Source organism: Variovorax sp. Varisp85, assembly GCF_047304045.1.
Taxonomy (GTDB): domain Bacteria; phylum Pseudomonadota; class Gammaproteobacteria; order Burkholderiales; family Burkholderiaceae_C; genus Variovorax.
Window position 1 is genome coordinate 1 of the sequence record NZ_JBGLYN010000047.1, and the last position, 24,825, is coordinate 24,825.

22 protein-coding genes are annotated in these 24,825 nt (G+C 67.7%); 7 read left to right on the forward strand and 15 right to left on the reverse strand.

The features are described 5' to 3' along the window. Positions 1–92 precede the first annotated feature (92 nt). Genes ACCC97_RS18600 through def form a run of 5 tightly spaced genes read right to left on the reverse strand, consistent with a single transcriptional unit; the run spans position 93 to position 3,165 of the window. Complete coding sequence (locus ACCC97_RS18600) at positions 93–404, reverse strand: AzlD domain-containing protein (protein WP_126021278.1); 312 nt, start codon at positions 402–404, stop codon at positions 93–95. Between the two features lie 32 nt (positions 405–436). Further along, entirely contained in the window at positions 437–1,177 is a 741-nt protein-coding gene (locus ACCC97_RS18605; protein ID WP_056592968.1) for an AzlC family ABC transporter permease, read from the reverse strand. Continuing rightward, positions 1,177–2,136, reverse strand: a complete 960-nt coding sequence (gene fmt / locus ACCC97_RS18610) for a methionyl-tRNA formyltransferase (protein WP_413334300.1) — start codon at positions 2,134–2,136, stop codon at positions 1,177–1,179. The genes ACCC97_RS18605 and fmt overlap by 1 nt, the downstream gene beginning before the upstream one ends. Then, positions 2,133–2,642 (reverse strand): hypothetical protein, encoded by a 510-nt coding sequence (locus tag ACCC97_RS18615; RefSeq protein WP_413334302.1) that lies wholly within the window; start codon positions 2,640–2,642, stop codon positions 2,133–2,135. Before ACCC97_RS18615 ends, fmt begins: the two co-directional genes overlap by 4 nt. Before the next feature lie 4 nt (positions 2,643–2,646). Beyond that, positions 2,647–3,165, reverse strand: coding sequence for a peptide deformylase (gene def / locus ACCC97_RS18620; RefSeq protein ID WP_056592978.1), 519 nt, complete (start codon positions 3,163–3,165; stop codon positions 2,647–2,649). Positions 3,166–3,324: 159 nt separating this feature from the next. Here def and ACCC97_RS18625 point away from each other — a divergent pair, with 159 nt between their 5' ends. From ACCC97_RS18625 to ACCC97_RS18635, 3 genes are all read left to right on the forward strand, one after another. After that, the gene (locus ACCC97_RS18625) at positions 3,325–4,542 is read left to right on the forward strand and encodes a LysM peptidoglycan-binding domain-containing protein (RefSeq protein WP_007829086.1); all 1,218 of its coding nucleotides are present in this window, start codon (positions 3,325–3,327) and stop codon (positions 4,540–4,542) included. A gap of 34 nt (positions 4,543–4,576) precedes the next feature. Beyond that, positions 4,577–5,722 (forward strand): DNA-processing protein DprA, encoded by a 1,146-nt coding sequence (gene dprA / locus ACCC97_RS18630; protein WP_413334304.1) that lies wholly within the window; start codon positions 4,577–4,579, stop codon positions 5,720–5,722. Positions 5,723–5,873: 151 nt separating this feature from the next. Continuing rightward, positions 5,874–6,392: a DUF494 family protein gene (locus ACCC97_RS18635; RefSeq protein ID WP_007829088.1), complete on the forward strand. Its 519-nt coding sequence runs from the start codon at positions 5,874–5,876 to the stop codon at positions 6,390–6,392. Positions 6,393–6,411: 19 nt separating this feature from the next. On the opposite strand, the gene ACCC97_RS18640 is transcribed toward ACCC97_RS18635, so the two are convergent. The 5 genes from ACCC97_RS18640 to ACCC97_RS18660 form a co-directional block, all read right to left on the reverse strand. Further along, on the reverse strand, positions 6,412–8,790 hold the full coding sequence (locus ACCC97_RS18640) for a DUF1631 family protein (RefSeq protein ID WP_007829089.1): 2,379 nt from the start codon (positions 8,788–8,790) through the stop codon (positions 6,412–6,414). 157 nt (positions 8,791–8,947) lie between these two features. Continuing rightward, positions 8,948–9,901 carry a protein translocase subunit SecF gene (gene secF / locus ACCC97_RS18645; RefSeq protein ID WP_413334306.1) on the reverse strand — a complete coding sequence of 318 codons (954 nt, stop codon included), beginning with the start codon at positions 9,899–9,901 and terminating at the stop codon, positions 8,948–8,950. Positions 9,902–9,919: 18 nt separating this feature from the next. After that, the gene (gene secD, locus ACCC97_RS18650) at positions 9,920–11,803 is read right to left on the reverse strand and encodes a protein translocase subunit SecD (protein WP_007829091.1); all 1,884 of its coding nucleotides are present in this window, start codon (positions 11,801–11,803) and stop codon (positions 9,920–9,922) included. A 79-nt stretch (positions 11,804–11,882) separates the two neighbouring features. Further along, entirely contained in the window at positions 11,883–12,218 is a 336-nt protein-coding gene (yajC, locus tag ACCC97_RS18655) for a preprotein translocase subunit YajC (protein WP_007829092.1), read from the reverse strand. 284 nt (positions 12,219–12,502) lie between these two features. After that, complete coding sequence (locus ACCC97_RS18660) at positions 12,503–16,114, reverse strand: indolepyruvate ferredoxin oxidoreductase family protein (protein WP_413334308.1); 3,612 nt, start codon at positions 16,112–16,114, stop codon at positions 12,503–12,505. 176 nt (positions 16,115–16,290) lie between these two features. Between ACCC97_RS18660 and ACCC97_RS18665 the strand changes: the two genes are divergently transcribed. The 4 genes from ACCC97_RS18665 (at position 16,291) to ACCC97_RS18680 (ending at position 20,128) form a co-directional block, all read left to right on the forward strand. Beyond that, on the forward strand, positions 16,291–16,767 hold the full coding sequence (locus tag ACCC97_RS18665) for an Lrp/AsnC family transcriptional regulator (protein ID WP_007829095.1): 477 nt from the start codon (positions 16,291–16,293) through the stop codon (positions 16,765–16,767). A gap of 90 nt (positions 16,768–16,857) precedes the next feature. Then, positions 16,858–17,616, forward strand: a complete 759-nt coding sequence (locus ACCC97_RS18670) for a basic amino acid ABC transporter substrate-binding protein (protein ID WP_413334310.1) — start codon at positions 16,858–16,860, stop codon at positions 17,614–17,616. A gap of 86 nt (positions 17,617–17,702) precedes the next feature. Further along, positions 17,703–18,473 carry an amino acid ABC transporter permease gene (locus ACCC97_RS18675; RefSeq protein WP_007829099.1) on the forward strand — a complete coding sequence of 257 codons (771 nt, stop codon included), beginning with the start codon at positions 17,703–17,705 and terminating at the stop codon, positions 18,471–18,473. A 29-nt stretch (positions 18,474–18,502) separates the two neighbouring features. After that, positions 18,503–20,128, forward strand: coding sequence for an MFS transporter (locus ACCC97_RS18680; RefSeq protein WP_007829101.1), 1,626 nt, complete (start codon positions 18,503–18,505; stop codon positions 20,126–20,128). 24 nt (positions 20,129–20,152) lie between these two features. Here the strand turns inward: ACCC97_RS18680 and ACCC97_RS18685 are convergent, their stop codons facing one another. Genes ACCC97_RS18685 through ACCC97_RS18705 form a run of 5 tightly spaced genes read right to left on the reverse strand, consistent with a single transcriptional unit; the run spans position 20,153 to position 24,824 of the window. Further along, positions 20,153–20,467 (reverse strand): cytochrome C oxidase subunit IV family protein, encoded by a 315-nt coding sequence (locus ACCC97_RS18685; protein WP_007829103.1) that lies wholly within the window; start codon positions 20,465–20,467, stop codon positions 20,153–20,155. An 8-nt stretch (positions 20,468–20,475) separates the two neighbouring features. Then, positions 20,476–21,177, reverse strand: coding sequence for a heme-copper oxidase subunit III family protein (locus ACCC97_RS18690; protein WP_007829105.1), 702 nt, complete (start codon positions 21,175–21,177; stop codon positions 20,476–20,478). A gap of 10 nt (positions 21,178–21,187) precedes the next feature. Beyond that, positions 21,188–21,805: a hypothetical protein gene (locus ACCC97_RS18695; protein WP_007829107.1), complete on the reverse strand. Its 618-nt coding sequence runs from the start codon at positions 21,803–21,805 to the stop codon at positions 21,188–21,190. Between the two features lie 59 nt (positions 21,806–21,864). After that, on the reverse strand, positions 21,865–23,631 hold the full coding sequence (gene ctaD / locus ACCC97_RS18700) for a cytochrome c oxidase subunit I (protein WP_042672769.1): 1,767 nt from the start codon (positions 23,629–23,631) through the stop codon (positions 21,865–21,867). Between the two features lie 26 nt (positions 23,632–23,657). Further along, entirely contained in the window at positions 23,658–24,824 is a 1,167-nt protein-coding gene (locus ACCC97_RS18705) for a cytochrome c oxidase subunit II (protein ID WP_007829111.1), read from the reverse strand. Between the last annotated feature and the right edge of the window lies 1 nt (position 24,825).

Genomic DNA, 24,825 nt, shown 5'->3' on the forward strand with positions numbered 1-24,825 from the left:
CCCCCCCCCGGTTATTCCCCCCGCCGCCCCCCCCTCCCCCCCCCCCCCGGGGGGGGGGGGGGGGGCCGGGGGGGGGCCCCCCCCGCGGCGGCCTACCAGCCCAGCCCGAGGTGCAGCGGCAGGTACACAGCCATGCCCGCGAGCATCGTGCCGAGCACGCCGCGCCGCCAGTAGAAGTACGCGGCGCCGACCACCGCCGCGTACAGGCGCGCGTCGTGCAGCGTGGTGATGAGGTGGCCCTGCGTCATGACGATCTCGGGCGCGATCACGCCCGCGAGCGCGGCGGCCGGCGCGTAGTGCAGCGCGCGGTGCGCCCACTCGGGCAGGCCCCAGGGCCGGTCGAGGATGAAGAAGAAGCAGCGCGTGAGCACGGTGACCAGGGCCAGGCCGACGATCACGGCCATGGTCCACCAGTCGGTGGTAGCGCCGGCGCTGCTCACTTGTCGTCCTCCGCGTTCGGGTCGAGCCCGAGCTGCTTCTCGAGCCAGAAGCACAGCAGCACGGCCACGCCGATGGCGGCCACGATGTTGAGCTTCAGCGGCAGCGCATAGGCCGCCACGGCCGTGGCGCCGGCGATCAGCCCGGCCAGCACGCGCAGCCGCGTGGTCGCCATCGAGCAGACGATGGCCACCAGGCTCAGCACGCCCGCGAAGCCCAGGCCCCATTTCTGCGGAATGAAGTTGGCCAGCGCGACGCCTAGCAGGCTCATGCCCATCCAGGCGCACCAGGTGACGAAGTAGTTGCCGGTGAGGTAGGCCTCCTGGGCTTCCTGCTCGGCGATGGTCAGCGGCGGCTTCGGGTACTTCTTGGTGAAGAGCGCGTAGCTCATGTCCGCCGTAAGGTAGCCGTGCAGCATGCGGCGCCAGCGCGGCATGTGCATGAGGTAGGGGCGCAGGTGCAGGCTGAACACCACGAAGCGCAGGTTGACGCAGAAGCCCGTGGCCAGGATCACCCAGGCCGGCGCGCCCGCGAACAGCAGCGGAATGGCCGCGAGCTGCGAGCTGCCCGCATAGACCAGCAGGGTCATCGCCACGGCCTCGAGCACGCTCATGTTCGACTTGACCATGGCCACGCCGGTCATCAGCCCCCAGGCGCCGATGCCGAGCGCCACCGGAGACATGTCGCGCATGCCGATGCGGAATTCCGGTCGGCCGCGGATGCTTTGCGAGAGAAACATCAGCCGAACACCTGCCCGGGCTTCAGGTCGAAGCCGCGCAGGAAATCGGCCACGGCGAGGCGCTTGCCGCCCGGCCGCTGGAGTTCGGTGACGGCGACAACCGAATCGGCAGCCGCCGCCACGGCCACGCCGGCATCGCTGACGGCGAGGATCGTGCCCGGCGCGGCCGATGCCATGGGTGACGGCACCGCATGGGCCGCCCAGAGCTTGATGGTCTCGCCATCGAGCGGGCTGTTGGCGCCGGGAAAGGGGTCGAAGGCGCGGATGCGGCGCACGATGGCGTCGGCCGGCTGGGCCCAGTCGATCAGCGCCTCGTGCTTCTCGACCTTGCTGGCGTAGGTGACGCCTTCGGCCGGCTGCGGCGTGCGGACGAGCGCGCCGATATCCGCAAGCGCCTCGACGATCATCCTTGCGCCCAGTTCGGCCAGCCGGTCGTGCAGGCGGGCGGTGTTGTCGTCGCCGATGTCGACGGCCTCGCGCAGCAGCATGTCGCCGGTGTCGAGCCCGGCGTCCATCTGCATGATGGTGATGCCGGTCCGTGCGTCGCCGGCCTCGATGGCGCGGTGGATCGGCGCGGCGCCGCGCCAGCGTGGCAGCAGGCTCGCATGGATGTTGAGGCAGCCGTGCACCGGCAGGTCGAGCACCCACTGGGGCAGGATCAGGCCGTAGGCCGCGACCACCATCACGTCGGGCCTGGCGGCCAGCAGGGTGTCGCGCGCGGCCGAGGCTTCGTCGGGATACTTGCCATCGAGCCGCAGGCTGCGCGGCTGGGCCACGGGCCAATTGTTGGCGACCGCGCATTGCTTGACGGGCGACGCCTGCAGCTTCATGCCGCGGCCGGCGGGCCGGTCGGGCTGGCTCATTACCAGCACCACGTCATGGCCGGCGGCGGCAATGGCCTCCAGCGCGACGCGCGCGAACTCGGGCGTGCCCGCGAAAACGACTCTGAGGCGGCTCAATCGCGGATCCGATCGAGCTCGAGATCGTCCCCCGTGTGATAGCGCCGGACCACGCCGGTCGGATCGATGTAGATGTACAGCATGCGGCGCTCGTTCACGGCCTTGTAGCGCCAGGTCCAGACGACACCGTCGAAGGAGCTGACGCGGGTGATTTCATAGGGGCGGCCGTAGAAGGCCACCACATCGTTCTGGCGCCACTGGTCGACCTTGATGTCCTGGCCGAAGCGCGCCTCGCTGAGCACCTGCGTCACCGAGACCACCTTGCCCGAGGCGTCGACATCGATGTCGGTCACCTCGAAGCCGGCCGGCATGCGCGAGTACTGCAGCCGCTCGCCGCCGCCCGTCAGCGGGTAGCGCCCCGTGGGCGCGCCCAGGCGCTGCAGGGTGTCGGCGGCCGTGGCGCCCGGCTGGATGCGCGTGGGCTCGTTGGCGCAGCCGGCAAGACCCAGGGTGGCGACGGCGACGACCGCCTGTGCGGCAAGGGAACCGAAACCGCGTGCGCGCATGGGATCAGGCCCGTTCGCGCAGGTCTTCGCGCTGCTGCTTGAGCAGCTTGCTCTTGATGCGGTTGCGTTTCAGGGGGGAAAGGTACTCGACGAACACCTTGCCCAGCAGGTGGTCGAGCTCGTGCTGGATGCACACGGCGAGCAGGCCGTCGGCCTCGATGGTGCGCGACTCGCCGTTCTCGTCGAGCGCCTGCACCTTGACCGAGGTGGATCGCATCACGCCGTCGTAGATGCCGGGCACCGAGAGGCAGCCCTCTTCGTTCAGCACCTTCTCGTCGCTGGCCCAGGTGATCTCGGGGTTGATCAACACGATCGGCTGGTTGCGCTCCTCGGAAATGTCGATGACGACGACGCGCTCGTGCACGTCGACCTGGGTCGCCGCCAGGCCGATGCCGCTGGCGTCGTACATGGTTTCCAGCATGTCGGCGACCAGCGCCTTGACGCGCGCGTCGACGCCCTGCACCGGCTTGGCCACCGTGTGCAGGCGTTTGTCCGGGTAACTCAGAATGATTCGTTTGGCCATGAAATCGGGGGAAAGTTGTGGCTATTTTCGCCAATTCCGCGACTCAAGGCGCCGCAGGAGCCCGAAATCGTTGCCCTCCAAAGGGCTTCAGCGCAGAATTCGTAGCAAATTGTGAGATTCGTATGCGCCGCGCTACCGTGGGCGCTCACCCATCCAGACATGAAAAAGCTCAGACTCACCGAACGCCAGCGCCCCTCCCTCCTCGCCACGCTGACAGCCCTGGCGGTCATCGGCAGTTGCGGCGCCACGACAGCCTGGGCCCAGAACTACCCCGTCACCCCGCAGCAGCGCGCCACGGCGCAGCAGACCGCCCAGGCCGGCGTGCCGCTGAGCGAACTGTCGCCCAAGGCGCCGGACGAATACACCGTCAAGCCCGGCGACACGCTCTGGGCCATCTCCCGCCTCTACCTGCTGCGCCCCTGGCGCTGGCCGGAGCTGTGGGGCATGAACATCAATGAAATCGCCAACCCGCACCGGATCTATCCGGGCCAGGTGCTCTACCTGGACAAGAGCGGCGGCCGCGCCCGCCTGACCACCCGCCGCGGCGGCTTCAGCGGCGACGGCGGAACCATCAAGCTGTCACCTCGCACCCGTTTCGACTCGCTGGCCGGCATGGCACTGCCCACGCTCAACCCGAGCATCATCGAGCCCTTCCTCAGCGAACCCATCGTGGTGGACGCCGGCACGCTGGAAAGCGCGCCGCGCATCGTCGCGGGCAACGACAGCCGCGTCCTGTTGTCGCGCGGCGACCGGGCCTATGCCCGCGGCAGCGCCGAAGCGCCGCTGGTCGAGGTGCCGGGACCGGTGCAGAACTTCCGGATCTTCCGCAACGCCACGCCGCTGAAGGACCCGGGCACGGGCGAAATCCTCGGCTACGAGGCGCAGTACCTGGGCAAGGCCCGGCTGCAGCGCGGCGAGTCGACCACGGTCGAGACGGTGGAAGACAAGGACGTCATCACGGTGGTGCCTGCCAGCATCGACATCGTCGCGTCGCGCGAGGAAATGCGCGCCGGCGACCGCCTGCTGCCCGAGCCGCCGCGCCAGCTGCTGAGCTACGCGCCGCGCGCGCCCTCCACCCAGGTGGACGGCCGCATCGTGTCGGTCTATGGCAACGCGGTGCAGTTCGCGGCACAGAACCAGGTGGTGGCCATCAACAAGGGCACGCGCGACGGCATCGACAACGGCCATGTGCTGGCCATCCTGAAGAACGGCGAAACCATCCTCGACCGCACCGGCGCCCGCAAGGAAACCATCAAGCTGCCGAACGAACGCATCGGCCTGCTGATGGTGTTCCGCACCTTCGAGAAGGTGTCCTACGCGCTGGTGCTCGAAATCAACGACACTCCGCGCGCCGGCGACTTCCTCGTCAACCCCTGACCAGCGACCCCGGCTTCATTCCTCGCACATTCGTTTGGAACGCGCAGAACTCGCAGGCTGGCTGCGGCTTTCATTGACGCCCGGCATCGGTGACGGTGCCGCACGCCGTTTGCTCGCGGCCTTCGGGCTGCCCGACGGCATCTTTGCGCAGCCCCCTGCCGCGCTGCGCGAGGTCGTCTCCTTGGCCCAGGCCGAAGCGCTGCTGCAGCCGCCTCCCGGCCTGCAGGCGCAGATCGACCAGACCTGGCAATGGCTGCAGGCGGCCGATGGCGGCGTCTCGCGCCGCATCGTGACGCTGGGCGACAGCGGCTATCCGGCCTCGCTGCTTGAAATGGCCGACCCGCCGCTGATGCTCTACGTGCTCGGTGCCACGGACTTCGACCTCACGCAACTCGGCCACAGCATCGCCGTCGTGGGCAGCCGCAATCCGACGCCGCAGGGCGCCACCAACGCGCGCAGCTTCGCGCGGGCGCTGGGCGAGGCGGGGCTGCCCGTGGTGTCGGGCCTCGCGCTGGGCGTCGACGGCGCGGCGCACCAGGGCGCGCTCGATGCGGCCGGCGATGCGCCCCGGCTCGCAACCGTGGCCGTGGTGGGCACGGGGCTCGACCGGGTCTACCCCGCGCGGCACCGCGACCTGGCGCACCGCATCACGCTGCAGGGGCTGATCGTGAGCGAGCTGCCCCTGGGCACGCCGCCGCTCACGCAGAATTTTCCGAAGCGCAACCGGCTCATCGCCGGGCTGGCACGCGGCACGCTGGTGGTCGAGGCGGCGCTGCAGTCGGGCTCGCTGATCACGGCGCGGCTCACGTCGGAGCAGGGCAAGGAAGTGTTTGCCATCCCGGGCTCGATCCATTCGCCGCAATCGCGCGGCTGCCATGCGCTGATCCGCCAGGGCGCGAAGCTCGTGGAATCGGTCAACGACATTCTCGAAGAGCTGCCGCCCCTGCAGCCGCGAGCGGCGGCGACGCCCGCGTCCGGAAATGGAAGCACGGCTGCCGTCGCCACCGACGAAGACCCGCTTCTGGAGGCTCTCGGCCACGACCCCGTGAGTCTCGATGCCCTCAGCGCGCGCACCGGCTGGAGCGCCGCGGCACTCCAGGCGAAAATGCTCGAGCTCGAGCTGGACGGCCATATCGCACGCCTGCCCGGCGGCCTCTTCCAAAGAACGGCCATCGGCTGATTCCCAGGCCCAAGGCCGCGCCTTTTTTTTGCGGGGGCCGCCGCGCACGGCCGCCCGAAGCGGCCGGCCCGCCCCCGGCAGGGGGAAGGAGAAGTGACACGAAGTGCACGAAGCCTGGGGACGAGCAACTTTCCTCGGCTATATTGGGCTCATGTTCGAAGTGCTTGTTTTTGTGTACGAAAACTATTGGCGCGGCGATGCCTGTCCCGAACCCGATCAGCTGGGCCGCAAGCTCAGCGCACACGGCTTCGAGGCAGAGGAAATCCGCGAGGCCCTTCACTGGCTCGACGGCCTGAGCCTTGCCACGCAAGGCATGCAGATCGAGCGCAGCGCCAACGACGAGGGCAGCGCCACGGTCGTTCTCCGGGGCACCCCCGAAGCGGCCATGCCGCAGTCCGCCGATGCGATGCGCATCTACTCGCAGGCCGAGCAGGAGCACCTCGGCGCCGAGTGCCTCGGCTTCATCCGCTTTCTCGAATCGTCGAACGTGCTGCCCTGCGGCCTGCGCGAGATCGTCGTCGAGCGTGCCATGGCGGCGCCCGGCGACCCGGTCGCACTCGACGAGTTGAAAATCATCGTATTGATGGTGCACTGGAGCACGGGCATCGAACCCGATGCGCTGGTGCTCGACGAGCTCTGCGAGTCGCGCGAGGGCCGCACGGCACACTAGGCGCCGCAGGAGCTGGCGGCTAGTTCAGCAGCCGCTCGGGATTCGCATCCAGCTTCGCCAGCGCTTCGCGCGTGGCACGCACTGTGAGCGTTTCTTCTTCCGCCGGCACCAGCAACCCGGCCTGCAGGTAGGTCGCCAGCCGCCCCGCCTGGATCAGGAAGCTGCGTCCATCCGACGACGCGAACAGGTGCAGCTGCTTGCGATCGCTGCGCCAGACGAACTGCACCTGGCTCACGCGGTCGTTGTGGTCCAGCATGAACCAGTTGCCCACCTGCAGCTCATGCGCCCAGGCGAGCATGTCCTCGGGCACCTTGGTGCCGGCGGCGTCGGGAATGACCTCGATCGAGGCCGCATCCACGCCCAGCAGCAGCTCGATGCTGTGGGCATCGAGCGGCAGATCGGCGGTGCCGCCCACGTCGGTCACGAAATCTTCCAGGTGTGCCAGCCGCTCGGCCATCGCCTCGATCTTGGCCTGCGGGATCGCCTCGGTCTTCGACAGGAAGGCGTCGGACAGCGTGGCGCCGATGGTCTTGATGTGCGCCTCCTGCGGCTCGTCCACGATGCCGAGCAGGGCCATGCCCTGGCGCAGTCGCTGCAGCAGCTGCGGCAGGTCCTGGATCACGCGGGCGCGGTCGGTTCGGTTGGGCTTGGCGCTCGCGGCCCATACCAGCTCCGAAGCCACGCGCTTGAGCATCACGGTCTGTTCGCCCTGCGCGCCGTAGCGCAGCGCGGCAATGGCGAGAACCTCGGCCCAGACCTTGAAGAGAAACTCCCGGATCTCGTCGCGCACCGGCATGTCGTTGAGCATCTTGCGCAACTCGATGGTGTACTGGATCGCCATCGTCTCCTTCTGCTCGACCTGCTGCGCCACGCTCATCACGCGCTGCGTGGTGTCGCTCTGGGTCAGGTAGCGGTTGAGGAAGGCGACGAATTCGTCGAACACCAGCTTGAACACGCGCTGGCCGGTTTCGGGATACTGCTCGATCACCTGCACGACGCGGCGGATCTCGCCTTCGAGCGCGCTGCCGGTGATGGCGGCCGCATCGAAGCCCATCACGCAGGAGCCCATGCGGTCGATCAGCATGCGCGCGGGGTGCTGCAGCGTGCCGAAGAACTCGGGCTCGGCGATGGCCACGCGCAGCACCGGCATCTGCAGGCGCGCGAACCACACGCGCGCCGAGAACGGAATGCGCTCTTCGGCCAGAATGGCCTGGAACATCAGCGCCACGATCTCGACCGTGGCCTTGTCGGCCGTGGTGGGCGCGCGCTTCTTGAGTTCGGTGGAGCGCCGGCGCAGGTCGACGGCGGTCTGCTGGATCAGCGTGGCCTGTTCGCCCGCGCCATCCATGTACTGCGTGGCGGCCATCCGGTAGGCGACCTCGGCGTCGGCGATGGCGCCGGCGAAGGTCCTGGAGAACACGCGGGGCGCCGCACCGCCGCCCTGGCCCGGTTGGCCGCCGCCGCCCGTGGCGCGCCCTTCCGCACCCCCGGCCTGGAACTGTGCGGCGGCACCGCCCGCGTCGCCGCCGATGCGCGCAGTCACGAAGCGCTTGAGGCTCAGCAGTGCGGTCTGCGCACGTTGCCGCGCGATCATCAGCGGCGAGCCGCCGGTGGTCGACGTGGGCGCCATGGTCGAGGGCATGGACGCCTGCTGATGTCCTTCGAATCCGTACCCGGGGCGCTGCGCAATGGTAGAACCGCCGGTCATGCCGCTGTCGACCGGCGCGACGCCCGATCCGCCGCCGCCTGCATTGCCCGTGCGCCGGACAAAGCTCTTGAGATCGATCTCCTGCATCACGCCATTGGCGATCAGATAGGCATTGGCGCTCTCGTAGGCCTTGACGATCACCTCGACCAGCCCCTGCTGCACCGTGTCCTGCACACGGGCCCACAACCCGCGGCTCAGGCCTGCCGCCAGCCACTGGTCGACCAGCAGCTTGGCCAGCGTCTCGGGCTTGAGCACGTCCTTGGCGTCGAGCTCTGTCGTGCCTTCGAGGTGCTGGATGCGCAGGCGCAGGTCGCTGAGCTCGAAGCTGGCCTTGTCGTGGATCATCTGCGCGAGGCGCGAGGAGAGGATGTTGCTCTCCACCACTTCATTGCCGATCAGTTCGAGCCGCAGCGCCGCAGGCGCGGTCATGGCGCCGGATGTGGTGCCCAGCGCCTTGCGCCAGCCGGCCTGCGCGAGCGTCACCCATTGCGTGGCGTGGCCCTGGAACGCGACGAAGTCGTCGCGGTTTTCCTGCATGGAACGGGCGTTGCCGACCTCGGAGGCCAGGGCCGTCAACCGGTCCCGGATCGCGCCGGCCAGCGGCGCAATGGCGCCCTCGGTGGCCGATACGAAACGCTCACGCGTCTCGCGTGCGAGCTGCAGGGAAGAGGCGGACCGCGCAATGCTCATTGAAAAGTCGGGAAGGCCAGGATGGTCGATTCGTCGGCAACAACTGCGAGCTTGCATCGGGAAGCGCCACCGCACAAGTGCGGAGAGCGCCCGGCGTTGCATGCGAACCGCGGTGGCAGCCGGGCCGCCGCCGCTGTGTTGAACCCCGAAGTATCCGTCAGACCACGGCGCCGGCGTTCGGGTCGTCCTCGGATTCGCCGTCGCGCTTGGTCGGGCCGCCCTTGATGAGGTCTTCGCGCTTCACGCCGAGCCACATGGCGATCGCCGCCGCCACGAAGGCCGACGAGTAGATGCCGAAGCAGATGCCGATGGTCAGCGCCAGCGCGAAGTAGTGCAGGGTCGGGCCGCCGAAGAAGAACATCGACAGCACCACCAGCTGGGTGGAGCCGTGGGTGATGATGGTCCGGCTGATGGTCGAGGTGATCGCGTTGTCGATGATCTCGGTGGTCGACATCTTCCGGTAGCGGCGGAAGTTCTCGCGGATCCGGTCGAAGATCACGACCGATTCGTTCACCGAATAGCCCAGCACCGCCAGCACCGCCGCCAGCACCGCCAGCGAGAACTCCCACTGGAAGAAGGCGAAGAAGCCCAGGATGATCACCACGTCGTGCAGGTTTGCCAGTACGGTGGCCAGCGCGAACTTCCACTCGAAGCGAAACGCCAGGTAGATCATGATGCCGACGACCACCATGCCCAGGGCCTTCAGGCCATTGGTGGTGAGTTCGTCGCCGACCTGCGGGCCGACGAATTCGTTGCTGCGCAGCTCCACCGTCGGCTCGGCCACCTTCAGCGCGTCCATCACCTGTGCGCTCTGCTGGGCGGAGGTCACGCCCTTCTTCACGGGCAGGCGGATCTGCACCGACTTGCCAAAGCTCTGCACCTGCACTTCGGTGTAGCCCAGCCTGCCGACGATGTCGCGCACCTTGCCGACGTCGGCCGACTGTGTGTATGCCACTTCCATCACCGTGCCGCCGGTGAACTCCACCGACAGGTGCAGCCCGCGGTGGAACAGGAAGAACACCGCCAGCGCGAAGGTGACGAAGGAGATGATGTTCAGCACCAGCGCGTGGCGCATGAACGGGATGGTCTTGTGGATGCGGAAGAATTCCATGGCTGCCTCTTCTGCCTCTTACTTGGTTTCGGCCACGGCCGCGCCGTCGGTCTTCGGCCGCCACACCGTGCCGATGGACACCGTCTTGAGCTTCTTCTTCTGGCCGTACCAGAAGTTCACGAGGCCGCGCGAGAAGAACACGGCGGAGAACATCGAGGTGACGATGCCGATGCAGTGCACCACCGCAAAGCCGCGCACCGGACCCGAGCCGAAGGCCAGCAGCGCGATACCCGCGATCAGCGTGGTCACGTTGGAGTCGAGGATGGTGCCCCAGGCGCGTTCGTAGCCCGCATGGATCGCCGCCTGCGGCGACGCCCCGTTGCGCAGTTCCTCGCGCACGCGCTCGTTGATCAGCACGTTGGAGTCGATCGCCACGCCGATGGCCAGCGCCATGGCCGCGATGCCCGGCAGCGTGAGCGTGGCCTGCAGGATCGAGAGAATGGCCACCAGCAGCATCAGGTTGACGGCCAGCGCGATCGACGAGAACAGGCCGAACAGCGCGTAGTAGATGCACATGAACACCATGATCGCGGCGAAGCCGTACATCACGCTGTCGAAGCCCTTCTTGATGTTCTCCGCACCCTGCGTCGGGCCGATGGTGCGTTCCTGGATGATTTCCATCGGCGCGGCCAGCGAGCCGGCGCGCAGCAGCAGCGCGAGGTCGTTGGCTTCGGACACGGTCATCGAACCTGACACCTGGAAACGGTTGCCCAGTTCGCCGTTGATCGACGGGGCCGTGAGCACTTCGCCCTTGCCCTTCTCGAAGATCAGCATGGCCATGCGCTTCTTGTAGTTCTCGCGGCTCACGTCACGCATGATGGTGCCGCCCTTCGAGTCCATGGTCAGGTCGACCTTGGGCTGGTTGCTCTGCTGGTCGAAGCCGGGCTGCGCGTCGGTGAGGTTCTCGCCGGTGACGAGCACCTGCTTCTTCACGATCACCGGACGGCCCTGGCGATCGAGGAATTTCTCGGAACCGAAAGGCACCGGCCCACCGCTCAGTTCAGCCGAGCGGCCTTCGGCGCTTTCGTCCACCATGCGCATTTCGAGCGTGGCGGTGCGTCCGATGATGGTCTTGGCCTGGGCCGGGTCCTGCATGCCGGGCAGTTGCACGACGATGCGGTCGATGCCCTGCTGCTGGATCACGGGTTCGGCCACGCCGAGTTCATTGATCCGGTTGTGCAGCGTCGTGACGTTCTGCTTGAGCGCCGCGTCCTGGATGCGGCGCGCGGCCTCGGGCTTGATGCTGGCCACGATGCGCCATTCGGTGCCCTGCTGGCTCTCGACGGTGCTGAGGTCCGGCATCGTGTCCTGGATCAGGCGCCGGGTGGTTTCCACGCTGTCGGCGTCGCGCAGCGTGATTTCGACGGTCTGGCCGTTGCGGTTTACGGCGCTGCCGCGCACCTTCTTCTCGCGCAGCCCCATGCGGATGTCGCCGGCGAAGGATTCGGCCTTCTTGTCGAGCACGCCGCGCATGTCGACCTGCAGCAGGAAGTCGACGCCGCCGCGCAGGTCGAGGCCCAGGTACATCGGGAAGGCATGCAGCGCGGTCAGCCACGAGGGCGAGCGCGACACGAGGTTCAGCGCCACCACGTAGGAGGGTTCGTCCGCGTTCGGCACCAGGGCCTGCTGCAGCGTATCGCGCGCCTTGATCTGGTCGTCGGTGGTGGCGAACCGCGCCCGCACCGCGGTGGGTTCGAGGCTCAGCAGTTCGGGCGTGAGGCCGGCCGTCTTGAGCAGCTCCTGCACCCTGGCCCGGGTCGACGCGTCGATCTTGACGGTCGACTTCGCAGCCGACACCTGCACCGCAGGCGCCTCGCCAAAGAAATTGGGCAGGGCGTAGATGAGCCCCACGAGCAACACGACCACGATGATCGCGTACTTCCAGACCGGGTAACGGTTCATGAGAAAGCGCTTTTTCTGAAACGGAACACGGCGTGAATTGGGGCCCTGCGCCGCAAGGCGCAAGGTTCAGCTCACGCTTTTATTGCTTGACGGCGCCCTTGGGCAAGACCTGCACCACGGCGCTGCGCTGGATCTTGATCTCGATGCCATTGGCGATTTCGAGGCCGAGGTACTGGTCGCCGATCGAGGTGATCTTGCCGAGCACCCCGCCGGCGGTGGCGACTTCGTCGCCCTTGGCCAGGGCCTCGATCATGGCGCGGGCTTCCTTCTGGCGCTTCATCTGGGGCCGGATCATGACGAAGTACAGCACCACGAACATCAGCACCAGCGGCAGCATGCTGCCGAGGGAGGACAACATGTCACCGCCGCCGGCTGCAGCGGGCGCGGTCTGGGCGAAAGCAGAGGAAATGAACAAGAGAGTCTCCAGCAGAGGGAAGAGAAAACGATGGGAGCGCAGGACGTGCCCGCGGTTCCTTGGGCTTCGCGGCCGCGAAGGAGGCGGACCGCAAGTCAAAGCGCGGCGCGGCTTGGCCGCGCACAGCACCGGCCATTGTATTCGGCGCAGATGACCGCTCCGCGCGCTTATCCGGCGCGGCCGGGAGGGCTTTCCGGGCAGAGGATTGCGCGCCGTTTTGCTATGTTTTGAATAGCAACGGGCGCCCATCGGGCGCCCGTTGCATGGTCGACCAGCCTTGAAGATCAGGCCGCCGCGCGCTGCCCCTGCGGATTGCGCCACTTGGCCATCAGCTCGCTCCAGCGGGTGCGGGCCGCCGCCAGGTTGCGATCCTTCACGTGGCCGTAACCGCGGATCTGCTCGGGCAGGGCCGCGATTTCCAGCGCCAGCGCGTGGTTGTCCGCGCGCAGGCCTCCGATCACTTCCTCGATGCTGGCGCGGTACTCGCCGATCAGCGCGCGCTCGGTCTTGCGCTCCTCGGTGCGGCCGAAGATGTCGAGCGCCGTGCCGCGCAGGCCCTTCAGCTTCGCGAGGAAGCGGAAGCCCGTGAGCATCCAGGGGCCGAACTTCTGCTTCTGGAGCTGCCCCTTGGCGTCCTTCTTCGCGATGAGCGGCGGCGCCAGGTGGTAGTTGAGCTTGTAGTCGCCCTCGAACATGCCTTCGACGCGGTCGAGGAAGCTGCGATCGGTGTGCAGGCGGGCGACTTCGTACTCGTCCTTGTAGGCCATCAGCTTGAACAGATAGCGCGCGACCGCTTCGGTCAGCGCGGTGCTCTTGCCGGCGGCCGATTCGGCCTGCTGCACCTTGCCGACGAACTGCCTGTATTCGTCGGCGTAGGCGGCGTTCTGGTAGCCGGTCAGGAACTCGACGCGGCGCGCGACCAGGCTTTCGACCGATTCGCGCTTCTTGAACTCGATGACCTGGCCGGGACGCACGCGCTTTTGCAGCTCCTCAGGACGCACCGCCGCCTGGCGGCCCCATTCGAACGCCGTCTTGTTGTTCTCGATGGCCACGGCGTTGAGTTCAATGGCGCGCATCAGCGACTCGTGCGCCAGCGGGATCCAGCCCTTTTGCCAGGCGTAGCCCAGGATCATCGGGTTGACGTAGATGCTGTCGCCCATCAGCGTGGTGGCGGCGGCATCGGCGTCGAAGGTGCCCATGCCGTCGACGCCCACGGCGCGCGCGATCTCGGCGGCGCAAGCGTCTTCGGGGTTCTGCCAGTTGGCGTTGCGCACGAAAGCCGCCGTCGGCGAGCTGTGGCTGTTGAGCGCCACGTGCGTGCGCCCTTCGCGCATGCGCGCCATGGTTTCGCCGTTGACCGTGACCAGCGGATCGCAGGCCAGGATCAGGTCGGCCGCCGCGGTGCCGACGCGCGTGGTGCGGATGTCGTCCTGCGTGTCGCCGATGAGCACGTGGCTCCAGGTGGCGCCGCCCTTCTGCGCGAGGCCGGCCGCATCCTGCGTGACGATGCCCTTGGCCTCGATGTGCGCCGCCATGCCGAGCAGCTGGCCGATGGTGATCACGCCGGTGCCGCCGACGCCCGCCACCACCACGCCCCAGACCTTGCCGCCGACCAGCGACGGAATCGCGGGCTCGGGCAGCAGGCCGAACTCGGCCGGCGTGGCGCCCTTGTTCTTGCCCTTCTTCTTGAGCTGGCCGCCTTCGACGGTGACGAAGCTCGGGCAGAAGCCCTTCAGGCAGCTCATGTCCTTGTTGCAGCTGCTCTGGTTGATGGTGCGCTTGCGGCCGAACTCGGTCTCCAGCGGTTCGACCGACAGGCAGTTGCTCTGCACGCTGCAGTCGCCGCAGCCTTCGCAGACCAGCTCGTTGATGACCACGCGCTTGGCCGGATCGACGGCCGTGCCCCGCTTGCGGCGGCGGCGCTTCTCGGTCGCGCAGGTCTGGTCGTAGATGATGGCCGTGGTGCCGGGGATCTTGCGGAACTCGCGCTGCACCTCGTCGAGCAGGTCGCGGTGCTTCACCTGGACATGGTCGCCGGGGATGTGCACGCCCTCGTACTTCTCGGGCTCGTCGGTCACGATCACGACCTTCGCGGCGCCCTCGGCATGCAGGCTCTCGGCAATCTGCAGCACCGAGTGGCCTTCCGGCCGCTCGCCGACCTGCTGGCCGCCGGTCATGGCGACCGCGTCGTTGTAGAGGATCTTGTAGGTGATGTTCACACCCGCCGCGATGCTCTGGCGGATGGCGAGCAGGCCGCTGTGGAAGTACGTGCCGTCGCCCAGGTTCGCGAAGATGTGCTGGTCGGTGGTGAAGGGCTGCTGGCCCACCCATGGCACGCCCTCGCCGCCCATCTGCGTGAAGCCGATGGTGGAGCGGTCCATCCAGGTCGCCATGAAGTGGCAGCCGATGCCGCCCATGGCGCGCGAGCCTTCGGGCACCACGGTGCTGGTGTTGTGCGGGCAGCCCGAGCAGAACCAGGGCTGGCGCGTGGCGTCGGCCACGCTGGTGGAGGCCTGCTGCACCACCATCGCGCGTTCCTTGGCTTCGAGGATGGCGAGTTGGGCATCGATGCGCGCGGCCATGTCAGCGCCGGCGGCGGCCAGCAGGCCAGTCTTCTTCAGGCGCGAGGCGATGGCCTTGGCGATCAGCGCGGGGTTCAGGTCGGCATTGGCGCGCAGCAGGGTGTGCGCGGTCGGGTTGGGCATCGACCATTCGCCGCCCGAGTAGCCCTCGGCCGCGTGCACTTCGCCCTCGTCGAACTTGCCGACCACGTTGGGGCGCACGTCGGAGCGCCAGTTGTAGAGCTCTTCCTTGAGCTGGTATTCGATGACCTGGCGCTTCTCCTCGACCACCAGGATCTCCTGCAGGCCGGTGGCGAATTCGCGCGTGAGCTGCGCCTCGAGCGGCCACACCACACCCACCTTGTGCAGGCGGATGCCGAGCTGGCGGCAGGCCGCGTCGTCCAGGCCGAGGTCGATCAGCGCCTGGCGCGTGTCGTTGAAGGCCTTGCCGCTGGCCATGATGCCGAAGCGGTCGTTCGGGCCCTCGATCACGTTGTGGTTCAGCCGGTTGGCGCGGATGTACGCCAGCGCGGCATACCACTTGTAGTGCATGAGCCGGGCTTCCTGCTCCAGCGCATGGTCGGGCCAGCGGATGTGCAGGCCGCCGGGCGGCATCTCGAAGTCGGTGGGGATGACGATCTCGACGCGCTCGGGGTCGATCATCGCCGTGGCGCTCGACTCGACGATCTCCTGGATCGTCTTCATGCCCGACCACACGCCCGAGAAGCGGCTCATGGCGAAGGCATGGATGCCCAGGTCGAGGATTTCCTGCACGCTCGTGGGGAAGAACACCGGCGTGCCGCAGGCCTTGAAGATATGGTCGCTCTGGTGCGCGGCCGTGCTGCTCTTGGAGATGTGGTCGTCGCCCGCCACCGCGATCACGCCGCCGAATTCGGTGGTGCCGGCCATGTTGGCGTGCTTGAAGACGTCGGAGCAGCGGTCCACGCCCGGGCCCTTGCCGTACCAGATGCCGAACACGCCGTCGAACTTGTTGGTGCCCGCGGGCGAGAAGCCCAGCTGCTGGGTGCCCCACAGTGCGGTGGCCGCCAGCTCTTCATTCACGCCGGGCTGGAAGACGATGTTCCGTTCCTTGAGGAACTTGCTTGCCTTCCACAGCGCCTGGTCGTAGCCGCCTAGCGGAGAGCCGCGGTAGCCGCTGATGAAGCCGGCGGTGTTCTTGCCAGCCTGCTTGTCGCGCAGTTGCTGCAGCATGGGCAGCTTCACGAGGGCCTGGACGCCGCTCATGAAGGCACGGCCGTAGTCGAGGGAGTACTTGTCGTCGAGCGTGACGGTTTCTAGCGCCTTGCGGATGTGCTCGGGCAGCGGGGCGTTCATGGTGTCTGTCTCCGTATGGCAGGGCCTTGTGGGCCTGGCTGATTGCTTGGGTCTGTGCCCGGTAGGGCGCGAGCCCATGGTCACGCAAAGTGTATGCCGGGGTTGGCGACAGGTGTTTGCGTTCTTTGCCTCGAAAAAGCGGCTTCCAGAAAGAATCTTGCTTAAAATCCTCACCAATGGAAAGCATCGATAAGTTCGACCTCGCAATTCTGCAAGAACTGCAGGCCGACGGTCGCCTCACCAACGCCGAGCTTGCGCAACGCGTGGGGCTCTCGGCCGCGCCCTGCTGGCGCCGGGTGCGGGCACTCGAGGAGGCAGGCGTCATCAAGGGCTACCACGCCGAGATCGACCGCCACAAGATCGGGCTCGGCGTGCTTGCCTTCGTGCGCGTGGACACCGAGCGCGTCACCCACGAGGCCACCCGCAAGCTGGAGGACGCGATCCGCAGGATGCCCGAGGTGGTGGCCTGCCACTACATCAGCGGCACCGGCACCTTCGAACTCCAGGTGGTGGCGCAGGATCTCGACAGCTTCTCGTCCTTTGCGCGCCAGCAATTGATGAACCTGCCGAATGTGAAGGACCTGCACACCAGTTTCTCGCTGGGCGAGGTGAAGGCGAGCAGCGCGCTGCCGCTGGGGCATCTGGCACGCTGAGTGCATGCGGCGACGCGGCCGCCCGATAGCGACAGCCTAAAATCCCCGCCCACCACCTCCCGCCGGACGGCGAAAAACAAGGACCCCCGAATGAACTCCCTCCGCCGCGCCCTGACCCTCGGCCTCGCTGCCGCCACGCTCGCATTCAGTGCCCAGGCCCAGAACCGCGAACTCACCGTGGCCTCCAGCGCCACCTACGCGCCCTTCGCCTTCGAGAACAAGGACAAGCAGATCGTCGGTTTCGACATCGACATCATCAACGCCATCGCGAAGCAGCAGGGCCTGAAGATCAAGATCGTCAACACGCCCTTCACCGGCATCTTCGGCGCGCTGAACAACGGCGACGTCGACCTCGTCATCTCGGGCGTGACCATCAACGAGAAGCGCAAGCAGAGCTACGACTTCACGCCGCCGTACTTCGCGGCCCGCCAGCTGATCGCGCTGCCGAAGAACAGCAAGGTCGCCTCGCTGAAGGAACTGGCCGGCAAGAAGATCGCCGTGGTCAGCGCCTCCACCGCCGACGACATCGCCTCGCGCGAGTTCGGCAAGACCAACCCCGACATCCGCCGCTTCGAGAGCACGCCGCTCATCATTTCCGAGCTGGCCGGCGGCGGCGTCGATGCCGCCATGGGCGACAACGGCGTCATCGCCTATCGCGTGGCGCAGAACCCCGACCTGAAGACGCTGGACGACAAGTCCTTCCCCGAAGAGGGCTTCGGCATCGTCGTGAAGAAGGGCGACAAGGCCCTGCTCGACAAGCTCACGGCCGGCCTCGCGGCCATCCGCGCCGACGGCAGCTACGCGACGATCTACAAGAAGTGGTTCAACAAGGACCCGAACGTCCGCTGAGCCGCACCCCACCTGTGATCCGATCACGGCCGCCACGATGCGGCCGTGTGTTTTTTGAGTTTGACGCGATGAAGCGGAGGCGATAGATGGAACAACCAATTCTTCTTTTCGGATGGTTCCGATGGGACATCCTGGTCGAATACAAGGACCTGTTCTGGCAAGGCGCCTGGATGACGCTGCGCATGACCGTGGTGTGCGTGCTGCTGGGTTCGAGCTGGGGCCTGTGCCTCGCGCTCGCTCGGCTCGCGCATCCGCGCCACGCACCGTGGACCTGGGTCGCGCGCTTCTTCCTGCGCTGGCCGGCCACTGTGTACGTGAGCTTCTTCCGCGGCACGCCGCTGTTCGTGCAGATCCTGCTGATCCACTTCGCGGTGATGCCGGTATTCATCCACCCGACGACGGGCATCCTGATCGACGGCGAGCTCGCGCGCACGCTCAAGCAGGAGCACGGCGCGCTCATCTCCGGCGTGGTGGCGCTCACGCTCAATTCGGCGGCCTACATCTCCGAGGTGTTCCGCGCCGGCATCCAGTCGATCTCGCGCGGACAGTTCGATGCGGGCCGCTCGATCGGCTTCTCGCCCGCGCAGGTGATGCGCTACGTGGTGCTGCCGCAGGCCTTCCGCCGCATGCTGCCGCCGCTTGGCAACAACGCGATCGCGCTGCTGAAAGACACGTCGCTGGTCTCGGCCATCGGCCTGGCCGAGCTGGCGTACGCGGCGCGCACCGTGGCGGGTGCCTACGCGCGCTACTGGGAGCCGTACCTCGCGATCTCGGTCATCTACTGGGTGATGACGCTGGTGCTGACGACGCTTCTTCGCCGCCTCGAACACCGCCTCGCGCGCAGCGACAGGGGATGACGGCGGCGGGCGCGCCAAAATAGCGCCACATGCCACCCATATCCCCCGAAGAGACGCCCATCCCGCCCGTGCGGCCGCAGCCGGCGAAGCTCGCGGCCCTCGTGCCGCTCCAGCTTCCCGTGTTCCGCATGCTGTGGAGCACCTGGCTCGTCGCCAACATCTGCATGTGGATGAACGACGTGGCCGCCGCGTGGATGATGACCTCGCTGACCACCTCGCCGATCTGGGTGGCGCTGGTGCAGTCGGCCTCCACGCTGCCGGTGTTCCTGCTGGGCCTGCCCAGCGGCGCGCTGGCCGACATCCTGGACCGCCGGCGCTGGCTGGTGGCCACGCAGTTCTGGCTGGCCGGCACGGCCATCGTGCTGTGCGCGGCGCTGGCGCTCGACCTCATGACCGCGCCGCTGCTGCTGGCGCTGACCTTCGCCAACGGCATCGGCCTGGCGCTGCGCTGGCCGGTGTTTGCGGCCATCGTGCCCGAGCTGGTGCCGCGCCCGCAGCTGCCGGCCGCGCTGGGCCTGAACGGCATCGCGATGAACGCCTCGCGCATCGTCGGCCCGCTCACGGCCGGCATGCTGATCGCGAGCGCAGGCACCGTGTGGGTGTTCGCGCTGAACGCGGTGCTGTCGGTGGCCTCGGGCTTCGTGGTGCTGCGCTGGCGGCGCGAGCACACACCCAACCCGCTGGGCCGCGAGAAGCTCGTCAGCGCGATGCGCGTGGGCGTGCAGTTCGTGCGGCAGTCGCAGCGCATGCGCGCGGTGCTCACGCGCATCTCGATCTTCTTCTTCCACTCGACCGCGCTGCTGGCGCTGCTGCCGCTGCTGGCGCGCAACCTCGAGGGCGGCGGCGCCGGCACCTTCACGCTGCTGCTGGCGGCCATGGGCTCGGGCGCGATCGTCGCGGTGCTGTTCCTGCCGCGGCTGCGCCAGGCGATGGGGCGCGACCAGCTGGTGCTGCGCGGCACGCTGCTGCAGTCGGGCGCCACCGCCGTCATGGCCTTCGCGCCGAATGCATGGGTCGCGGTGCCGGCGATGTTCTTCGGCGGCATGGCATGGATCACGGTGGCCAATTCGCTGTCGGTGTCGGCCCAGCTCGCGCTGCCCGACTGGGTGCGCGCGCGCGGCATGTCGATGTACCAGATGGCGATCATGGGCGCGAGCGCGATCGGCGCAGCGCTCTGGGGCCAGGTGGCCACGGTCACCACGCTGGTCGCCAGCCTGTGCGTGGCTGCCGTCAGCGGCACGCTGCTGATGCTCGCCGCGCTGCGCTGGGTGACCGACGTGAGCGGCGAGGACGACACCAGCCCCGCCCAGGCCGGCTGGGCCGCCGGCCCGCCCGCCGAGGCGCCGCAGGAAGACGGCCGCGTGGTCATCACAGTGGAATTCATGATCGACCCGGCCCGCGCCCCCGCCTTCCACCTCGTGATGCAGCAGACCCGCCGTGCGCGCCTGAGCCAGGGCGCCATCGGCTGGGAGCTGCTGCACGACATTGCGCAGCCGGAACGCTATGTGGAGCAGATCGTCGACGAATCGTGGACCGATCACCTGCGCCGCTTCAACCGCGCCACCGCGAGCGACATGGCGCTGCGCGAGCGCCGGCTGGCGTTCCACCTGGGCGAGTCGCCGCCGGTGGTCACGCGCTACGTGGTGCGGCGCTGAGCCGGGCCGCCGCCCGCGCCGCCATCAGTGGAAGAACGTCATCCGTGTCAGGAAGGTGTGGCCGGCCTCCGCCGCCATCAACCACACCAGGACCAGCAGGCACAGGGGCGGCACCAGGATGGCATAGACCAGCGACAGCCGCTCCCAGGCCATGTGCATGAAGACCGAGACGATCAGCCCCGCCTTCAGCAGCATGAAGACAATGATCAGGGTCCATCGCAGGTACCCATGGAAATGGAAGTAGTCGACCAGGTACGACATCGTGCTGAGCACGAACAGCAGCCCCCAGATCTTGAGATAGAGGCCGATCGGATGTTGTTGGCCGGTGTCAGGGTTCATGGTCGTCCTCACCAGAGATAGAACAGCGCGAAGATGAAGACCCACACGAGGTCCACGAAGTGCCAGTACAGCCCGGCGATCTCGACGATCTGGTAGTTGCCCTTCTTGTCGTAGTCGCCGCGGATCAGCTTGAAGGCCACGGTGAACAGGAAGACCACGCCGGCCGACACGTGCAGCCCGTGAAAGCCCGTGATCATGAAGAAGGTCGAGCCGAACTGCGCCGCGCCCATCGGGTTGCCCCAGGGCCGCACGCCTTCATGCAGGATCAGCTTGGACCACTCGAAGGCCTGCATGCCGACGAAGAGTTCGCCGAGGGTCGCAGTCACGATCATCAGCGTGGCGGCGTTCACGCGGTCACGGCGGTAGGCGAAATTGACGGCCATCGCCATCGTGCCGCTGCTGCTGATGAGCACGAAGGTCATGATCGCGATCAGCAGCAACGGGACGTCGGCGCCCGCCACGTGGAGCGCGAACACCTCGCTCGGGTTGGGCCACGGCACGGTGGTCGAGACGCGCACCGTCATGTAGCCGGTCAGGAAGCAGCTGAAGATGAAGGTGTCGCTGAGCAGGAAGATCCACATCATCGCCTTGCCCCACGAGACGTGGAACGCCTGGCGATCGGAAGACCAGTCGGCAATCAGCCCGCGCCAGCCGCTTGCGGCAAGGGTCGGATTCAACGGCGTTGCCGCGATGGTTGCGGTGTTGTTCATGGATGCCTCCTCAGGATGTGCCGCAGACGAAGCGCGCCACCTCCGGCGTCACCCACCCCAGCAGCGCGAACAGCACCAGCCACACCGCCAGCATGAAGTGCCAGTAGCGCGCGCACAGCGCGATGCGCCATGCGGCCCTGGCGGGATCGGGCCATGCGGCGTGCGCCATCCAGGCCCACCCGACCAGCCCACCTGCCAGGTGGAGCCCGTGCATCGCGGTCAACAGATAGAAGAAGCTGCCCGCCGGATTGCCGGCCGGCATCACCTGCGCGCTCAGCAGCGCCTGCCAGGCCCACAGCTGCACGCCCAGGAAGCCCACCGCGCAGAGACCTCCCGCCAGCAGCAGGCGGCGCGCCCGCTTCGGGTCGGCGCCGCGCGATGCGCCACCGGCCCCTTGCAGCGCCACGCTGCCCGCCACCAGCAGCGCCGAGCTGAGCCAGAGCTGCCACGGCAGCGCGATCGTCATCGAGTCGTCGCCGCTCATGCGCATCACGTAGGCCACGATGAAGAGCGAGAACAGCGCGGTGGCCACGCCCATGAAGACCCACAGGCCGATGCTGGCCGCGCTCGCGCGCGCATCGCGGGGCCGGCCGCCGCGGTCGCTCCAGGCGGCAACCGCGGTCGTCAAGAGACCTCCGTGCTGCGCACTGCGGTGCGAGCTTGCTTGGGAACGGCCCGGCGCTGCGCTCATGCCGGCGCTCCCCGGACCTCGCTCTGGCCTTCCGGCTCGGGCTCCCCGGCCCCGGCCTGCGGCGGCGCGTTCTGCGCGACGAAATCTTCCGCCGCGCCCGGCTCTCCATAGGCATAGGCCCACCGGTAGACCACCGGCAGCCGTGGCCCCCAGTTGCCGTGGCCCGGCGGCGTGGCGGGCGTCTGCCATTCGAGCGAGGCGGCACGCCATGGATTGGCGTCGGCCCGCTGTCCGCGCCAGGCGCTCCAGGCGAGATTGGCGATGAAGAGCAGCTGCGCCACGCCGACGATCAGCGCGACCACGGTGATGAACGTGTTCAGGGTGAATGCCGAGGGCGGGATGAACTTGTAGCCGTCGAAGTTGTAGTAGCGCCGCGGCATGCCCAGCACCCCGAGGTAGTGCATCGGGAAATAGATCAGGTAGGTGCCCAGGAAGGTGATCCAGAAATGCAGCTGGCCGAGCCGGTCGTCGAGCATGCGGCCCGTGACCTTGGGAAACCAGTGGTAGATGCCACCGAACACCACCAGCAGCGGCGCCACACCCATCACCATGTGGAAGTGCGCCACCACGAAATAGGTGCCCGAGAGCGGGATGTCCACGCTCACGTTGCCAAGGAACAGGCCGGTCAGCCCGCCGATGAGGAAGGTGCAGAGGAAGGCCAGCGCGAACAGCATCGGCACCGTCAGGTGGATGTCGCCGCGCCACAGCGTCAGGATCCAGTTGTAGACCTTGATCGCGGTGGGCACCGCGATGATCAGCGTGGTGGTCGCGAAGAAGAAGCCGAAGTACGGGTTCATGCCGCTCACGAACATGTGGTGCGCCCAGACCACCACGCTGAGCGCGCCGATGGCGACGATGGCCCACACCATCATGCGGTAGCCGAAGATGCACTTGCGCGCGTGCACGCTGATCAGGTCGGAGACGATGCCGAAGGCCGGCAGCGCCACGATGTAGACCTCGGGGTGGCCGAAGAACCAGAACAGGTGCTGGAACAGCAGCGGGCTGCCGCCCTTGTAGCCTGTCACCTGCCCCATCGACACCAGCGCCGGCATGAAGAAGCTGGTGCCCAGCGTCCGGTCGAGCAGCAGCATCACGCCGCTGACGAACAGCGCCGGGAAACCGAGCAGCGCGAGGATGGTGGCCACGAAGATGCCCCACACCGTGAGCGGCATGCGCAGCAGCGTCATGCCTTCGCAGCGCGCCTGCAGCACGGTGGTCACGTAGTTGAGGCCGCCCATCGTGGTCGCCACGATGAAGATGAGCAGCGACACCAGCATCAGCACGATGCCGCCCGCATGGCCCGGCGTGCCGGGCAGGATCGACTGCGGCGGATACAGCGTCCAGCCCGCGCCGGTGGGGCCGCCCGGGACGAAGAAGCTCGCCATCAGGACCACCACCGACAGCAGGTAGACCCAGAAGCTCAGCATGTTGAGGTAGGGAAAGACCATGTCCCGCGCCCCCACCATCAGCGGGATCAGGTAGTTGCCGAAGCCGCCGAGGAACAGCGCCGTGAGCAGGTAGATCACCATGATCATCCCGTGCATGGTCACGAACTGGTAGTAGCGCTCGGCGTTGATGAACTCGAACTGGCCGGGAAAGCCGAGCTGCAGCCGCATCAGGTTGGACAGCACCAGGCCCACCACGCCCACTGCGATGGCGGTGCAGGCGTACTGGACGGCGATCACCTTGTGGTCCTGGCTCCAGACGTAGCGGGTCAGGAAACTCTGCGGCGCGGGGTGCCCGGCGTCGTCGGCGTGGGGCATGGCCTGCCCCGTGGGCGAAGAAGAGTTCATCGCGCAGCCTTCTGTTCGGCGGCAGCCTGCGCCGGCGGGCTGCCCAGACTCTGGATGTAGGCCACCAGCGCGGCCAGTTCTTCATCGGTCATTTCGATCTTGGGCATGACCGGCGGGAAGCCCTTCACATGGCGGGCCTGCGGATCGCGGATGAAGCTGCGCAGATAGGTTTCGTCGACCAGCGCGGTGGAGCCGTCCGCCATGGTCTCGGTCTTGCCGTGCAGGCCCTTCCAGGTCGGCCCCACGCGCGGGCTGCCGTCGATCGTGTGGCAGGCCACGCATCCCTTGGCGTCCGCCAGCGCGCGGCCCTGCTCGACGCGTGCGCCGCCTGCCGCAGAGGCGCCGGCCGGAGCGGCAGGCGCCTCGGGCGCCTTGGCCTGCGACTTGGCGAAGCTCGGCAGAGCCGCGTACCAGGCCTTGTAGTTCGCCGGGTCCTCCACCACCACGTAGCCGCGCATGTTGGGATGGCCCACGCCGCACAGCTGCGCGCAGAGCGCCTCGTAGCGGCCCGCGACGCTCGGGGTGAACCAGAAGCGGCTGACCTGCCCCGGCACCATGTTCATCCGGGCGCGGAACGGCGGTACGAAGAAGTCGTGCAGCACGTCGTTCGAGCGCATCAGCACCAGCACCGGCTTGCCGAGCGGCAGGTGCACCTCGTCGCCGGGGATCAGGAGGTCGTCCTGCCCGGCGGGGTCGCCCGGGTCGATCCCGAACGGATTGGTGGCGCTGACGAAGCGCGCGTCGCTCGCGCCCAGCTTGCCGTCCGGCCCCGGGAAGCGGAAGCGCCATTGCCATTGCTGGCCCAGCACCTCCAGCACGAGGGCGTCGCGGGGCTCCCTGACGTAGTTCGCGTACACCACGAGGCCGGGCGCCAGCAGCGCCATGATGCCGACGGTGGTGCCGCCGATCAGCCAGCGCTCGAGCTTCCTGTTCTCGGGCTCATGCGCCGCCCGGTGCCCCTCGCGATGGCGAAAGCGCACCAGCATGTAGGCGACGAACACGTTGATGACGACGAAGAAGATCCCCGTGATCACCAGCGTGATGGTCAGGGTGTCGTCCATCGGCTGCCAGTTCGAAGCCAGGGGCGTCGTCCACCATGGATTGAAGACGTGGAACAGCACCGAGCCGAGCACGATGAGCAACAGGGCGACGGCCATGATCATG

What these genes read in the sequence shown, in the direction of transcription:
- ACCC97_RS18625 (WP_007829086.1), top strand. Translation starts at nt 3,325, where the DNA reads ATGAAAAAGCTCAGACTCACCGAACGCCAGCGCCCCTCCCTCCTCGCC.
- ACCC97_RS18600 (WP_126021278.1), bottom strand. Translation starts at nt 404, where the DNA reads ATGGCCGTGATCGTCGGCCTGGCCCTGGTCACCGTGCTCACGCGCTGC.
- ACCC97_RS18605 (WP_056592968.1), bottom strand. Translation starts at nt 1,177, where the DNA reads ATGTTTCTCTCGCAAAGCATCCGCGGCCGACCGGAATTCCGCATCGGC.
- ACCC97_RS18675 (WP_007829099.1), top strand. Translation starts at nt 17,703, where the DNA reads ATGGAACAACCAATTCTTCTTTTCGGATGGTTCCGATGGGACATCCTG.
- ACCC97_RS18640 (WP_007829089.1), bottom strand. Translation starts at nt 8,790, where the DNA reads ATGAGCATTGCGCGGTCCGCCTCTTCCCTGCAGCTCGCACGCGAGACG.
- ACCC97_RS18665 (WP_007829095.1), top strand. Translation starts at nt 16,291, where the DNA reads ATGGAAAGCATCGATAAGTTCGACCTCGCAATTCTGCAAGAACTGCAG.
- ACCC97_RS18615 (WP_413334302.1), bottom strand. Translation starts at nt 2,642, where the DNA reads ATGCGCGCACGCGGTTTCGGTTCCCTTGCCGCACAGGCGGTCGTCGCC.
- secF (WP_413334306.1), bottom strand. Translation starts at nt 9,901, where the DNA reads ATGGAATTCTTCCGCATCCACAAGACCATCCCGTTCATGCGCCACGCG.
- ACCC97_RS18690 (WP_007829105.1), bottom strand. Translation starts at nt 21,177, where the DNA reads ATGAACAACACCGCAACCATCGCGGCAACGCCGTTGAATCCGACCCTT.
- ACCC97_RS18635 (WP_007829088.1), top strand. Translation starts at nt 5,874, where the DNA reads ATGTTCGAAGTGCTTGTTTTTGTGTACGAAAACTATTGGCGCGGCGAT.
- ACCC97_RS18660 (WP_413334308.1), bottom strand. Translation starts at nt 16,114, where the DNA reads ATGAACGCCCCGCTGCCCGAGCACATCCGCAAGGCGCTAGAAACCGTC.
- def (WP_056592978.1), bottom strand. Translation starts at nt 3,165, where the DNA reads ATGGCCAAACGAATCATTCTGAGTTACCCGGACAAACGCCTGCACACG.
- ACCC97_RS18705 (WP_007829111.1), bottom strand. Translation starts at nt 24,824, where the DNA reads ATGATCATGGCCGTCGCCCTGTTGCTCATCGTGCTCGGCTCGGTGCTG.
- ACCC97_RS18680 (WP_007829101.1), top strand. Translation starts at nt 18,503, where the DNA reads ATGCCACCCATATCCCCCGAAGAGACGCCCATCCCGCCCGTGCGGCCG.
- ACCC97_RS18685 (WP_007829103.1), bottom strand. Translation starts at nt 20,467, where the DNA reads ATGAACCCTGACACCGGCCAACAACATCCGATCGGCCTCTATCTCAAG.
- ACCC97_RS18670 (WP_413334310.1), top strand. Translation starts at nt 16,858, where the DNA reads ATGAACTCCCTCCGCCGCGCCCTGACCCTCGGCCTCGCTGCCGCCACG.
- ctaD (WP_042672769.1), bottom strand. Translation starts at nt 23,631, where the DNA reads ATGCCCCACGCCGACGACGCCGGGCACCCCGCGCCGCAGAGTTTCCTG.
- secD (WP_007829091.1), bottom strand. Translation starts at nt 11,803, where the DNA reads ATGAACCGTTACCCGGTCTGGAAGTACGCGATCATCGTGGTCGTGTTG.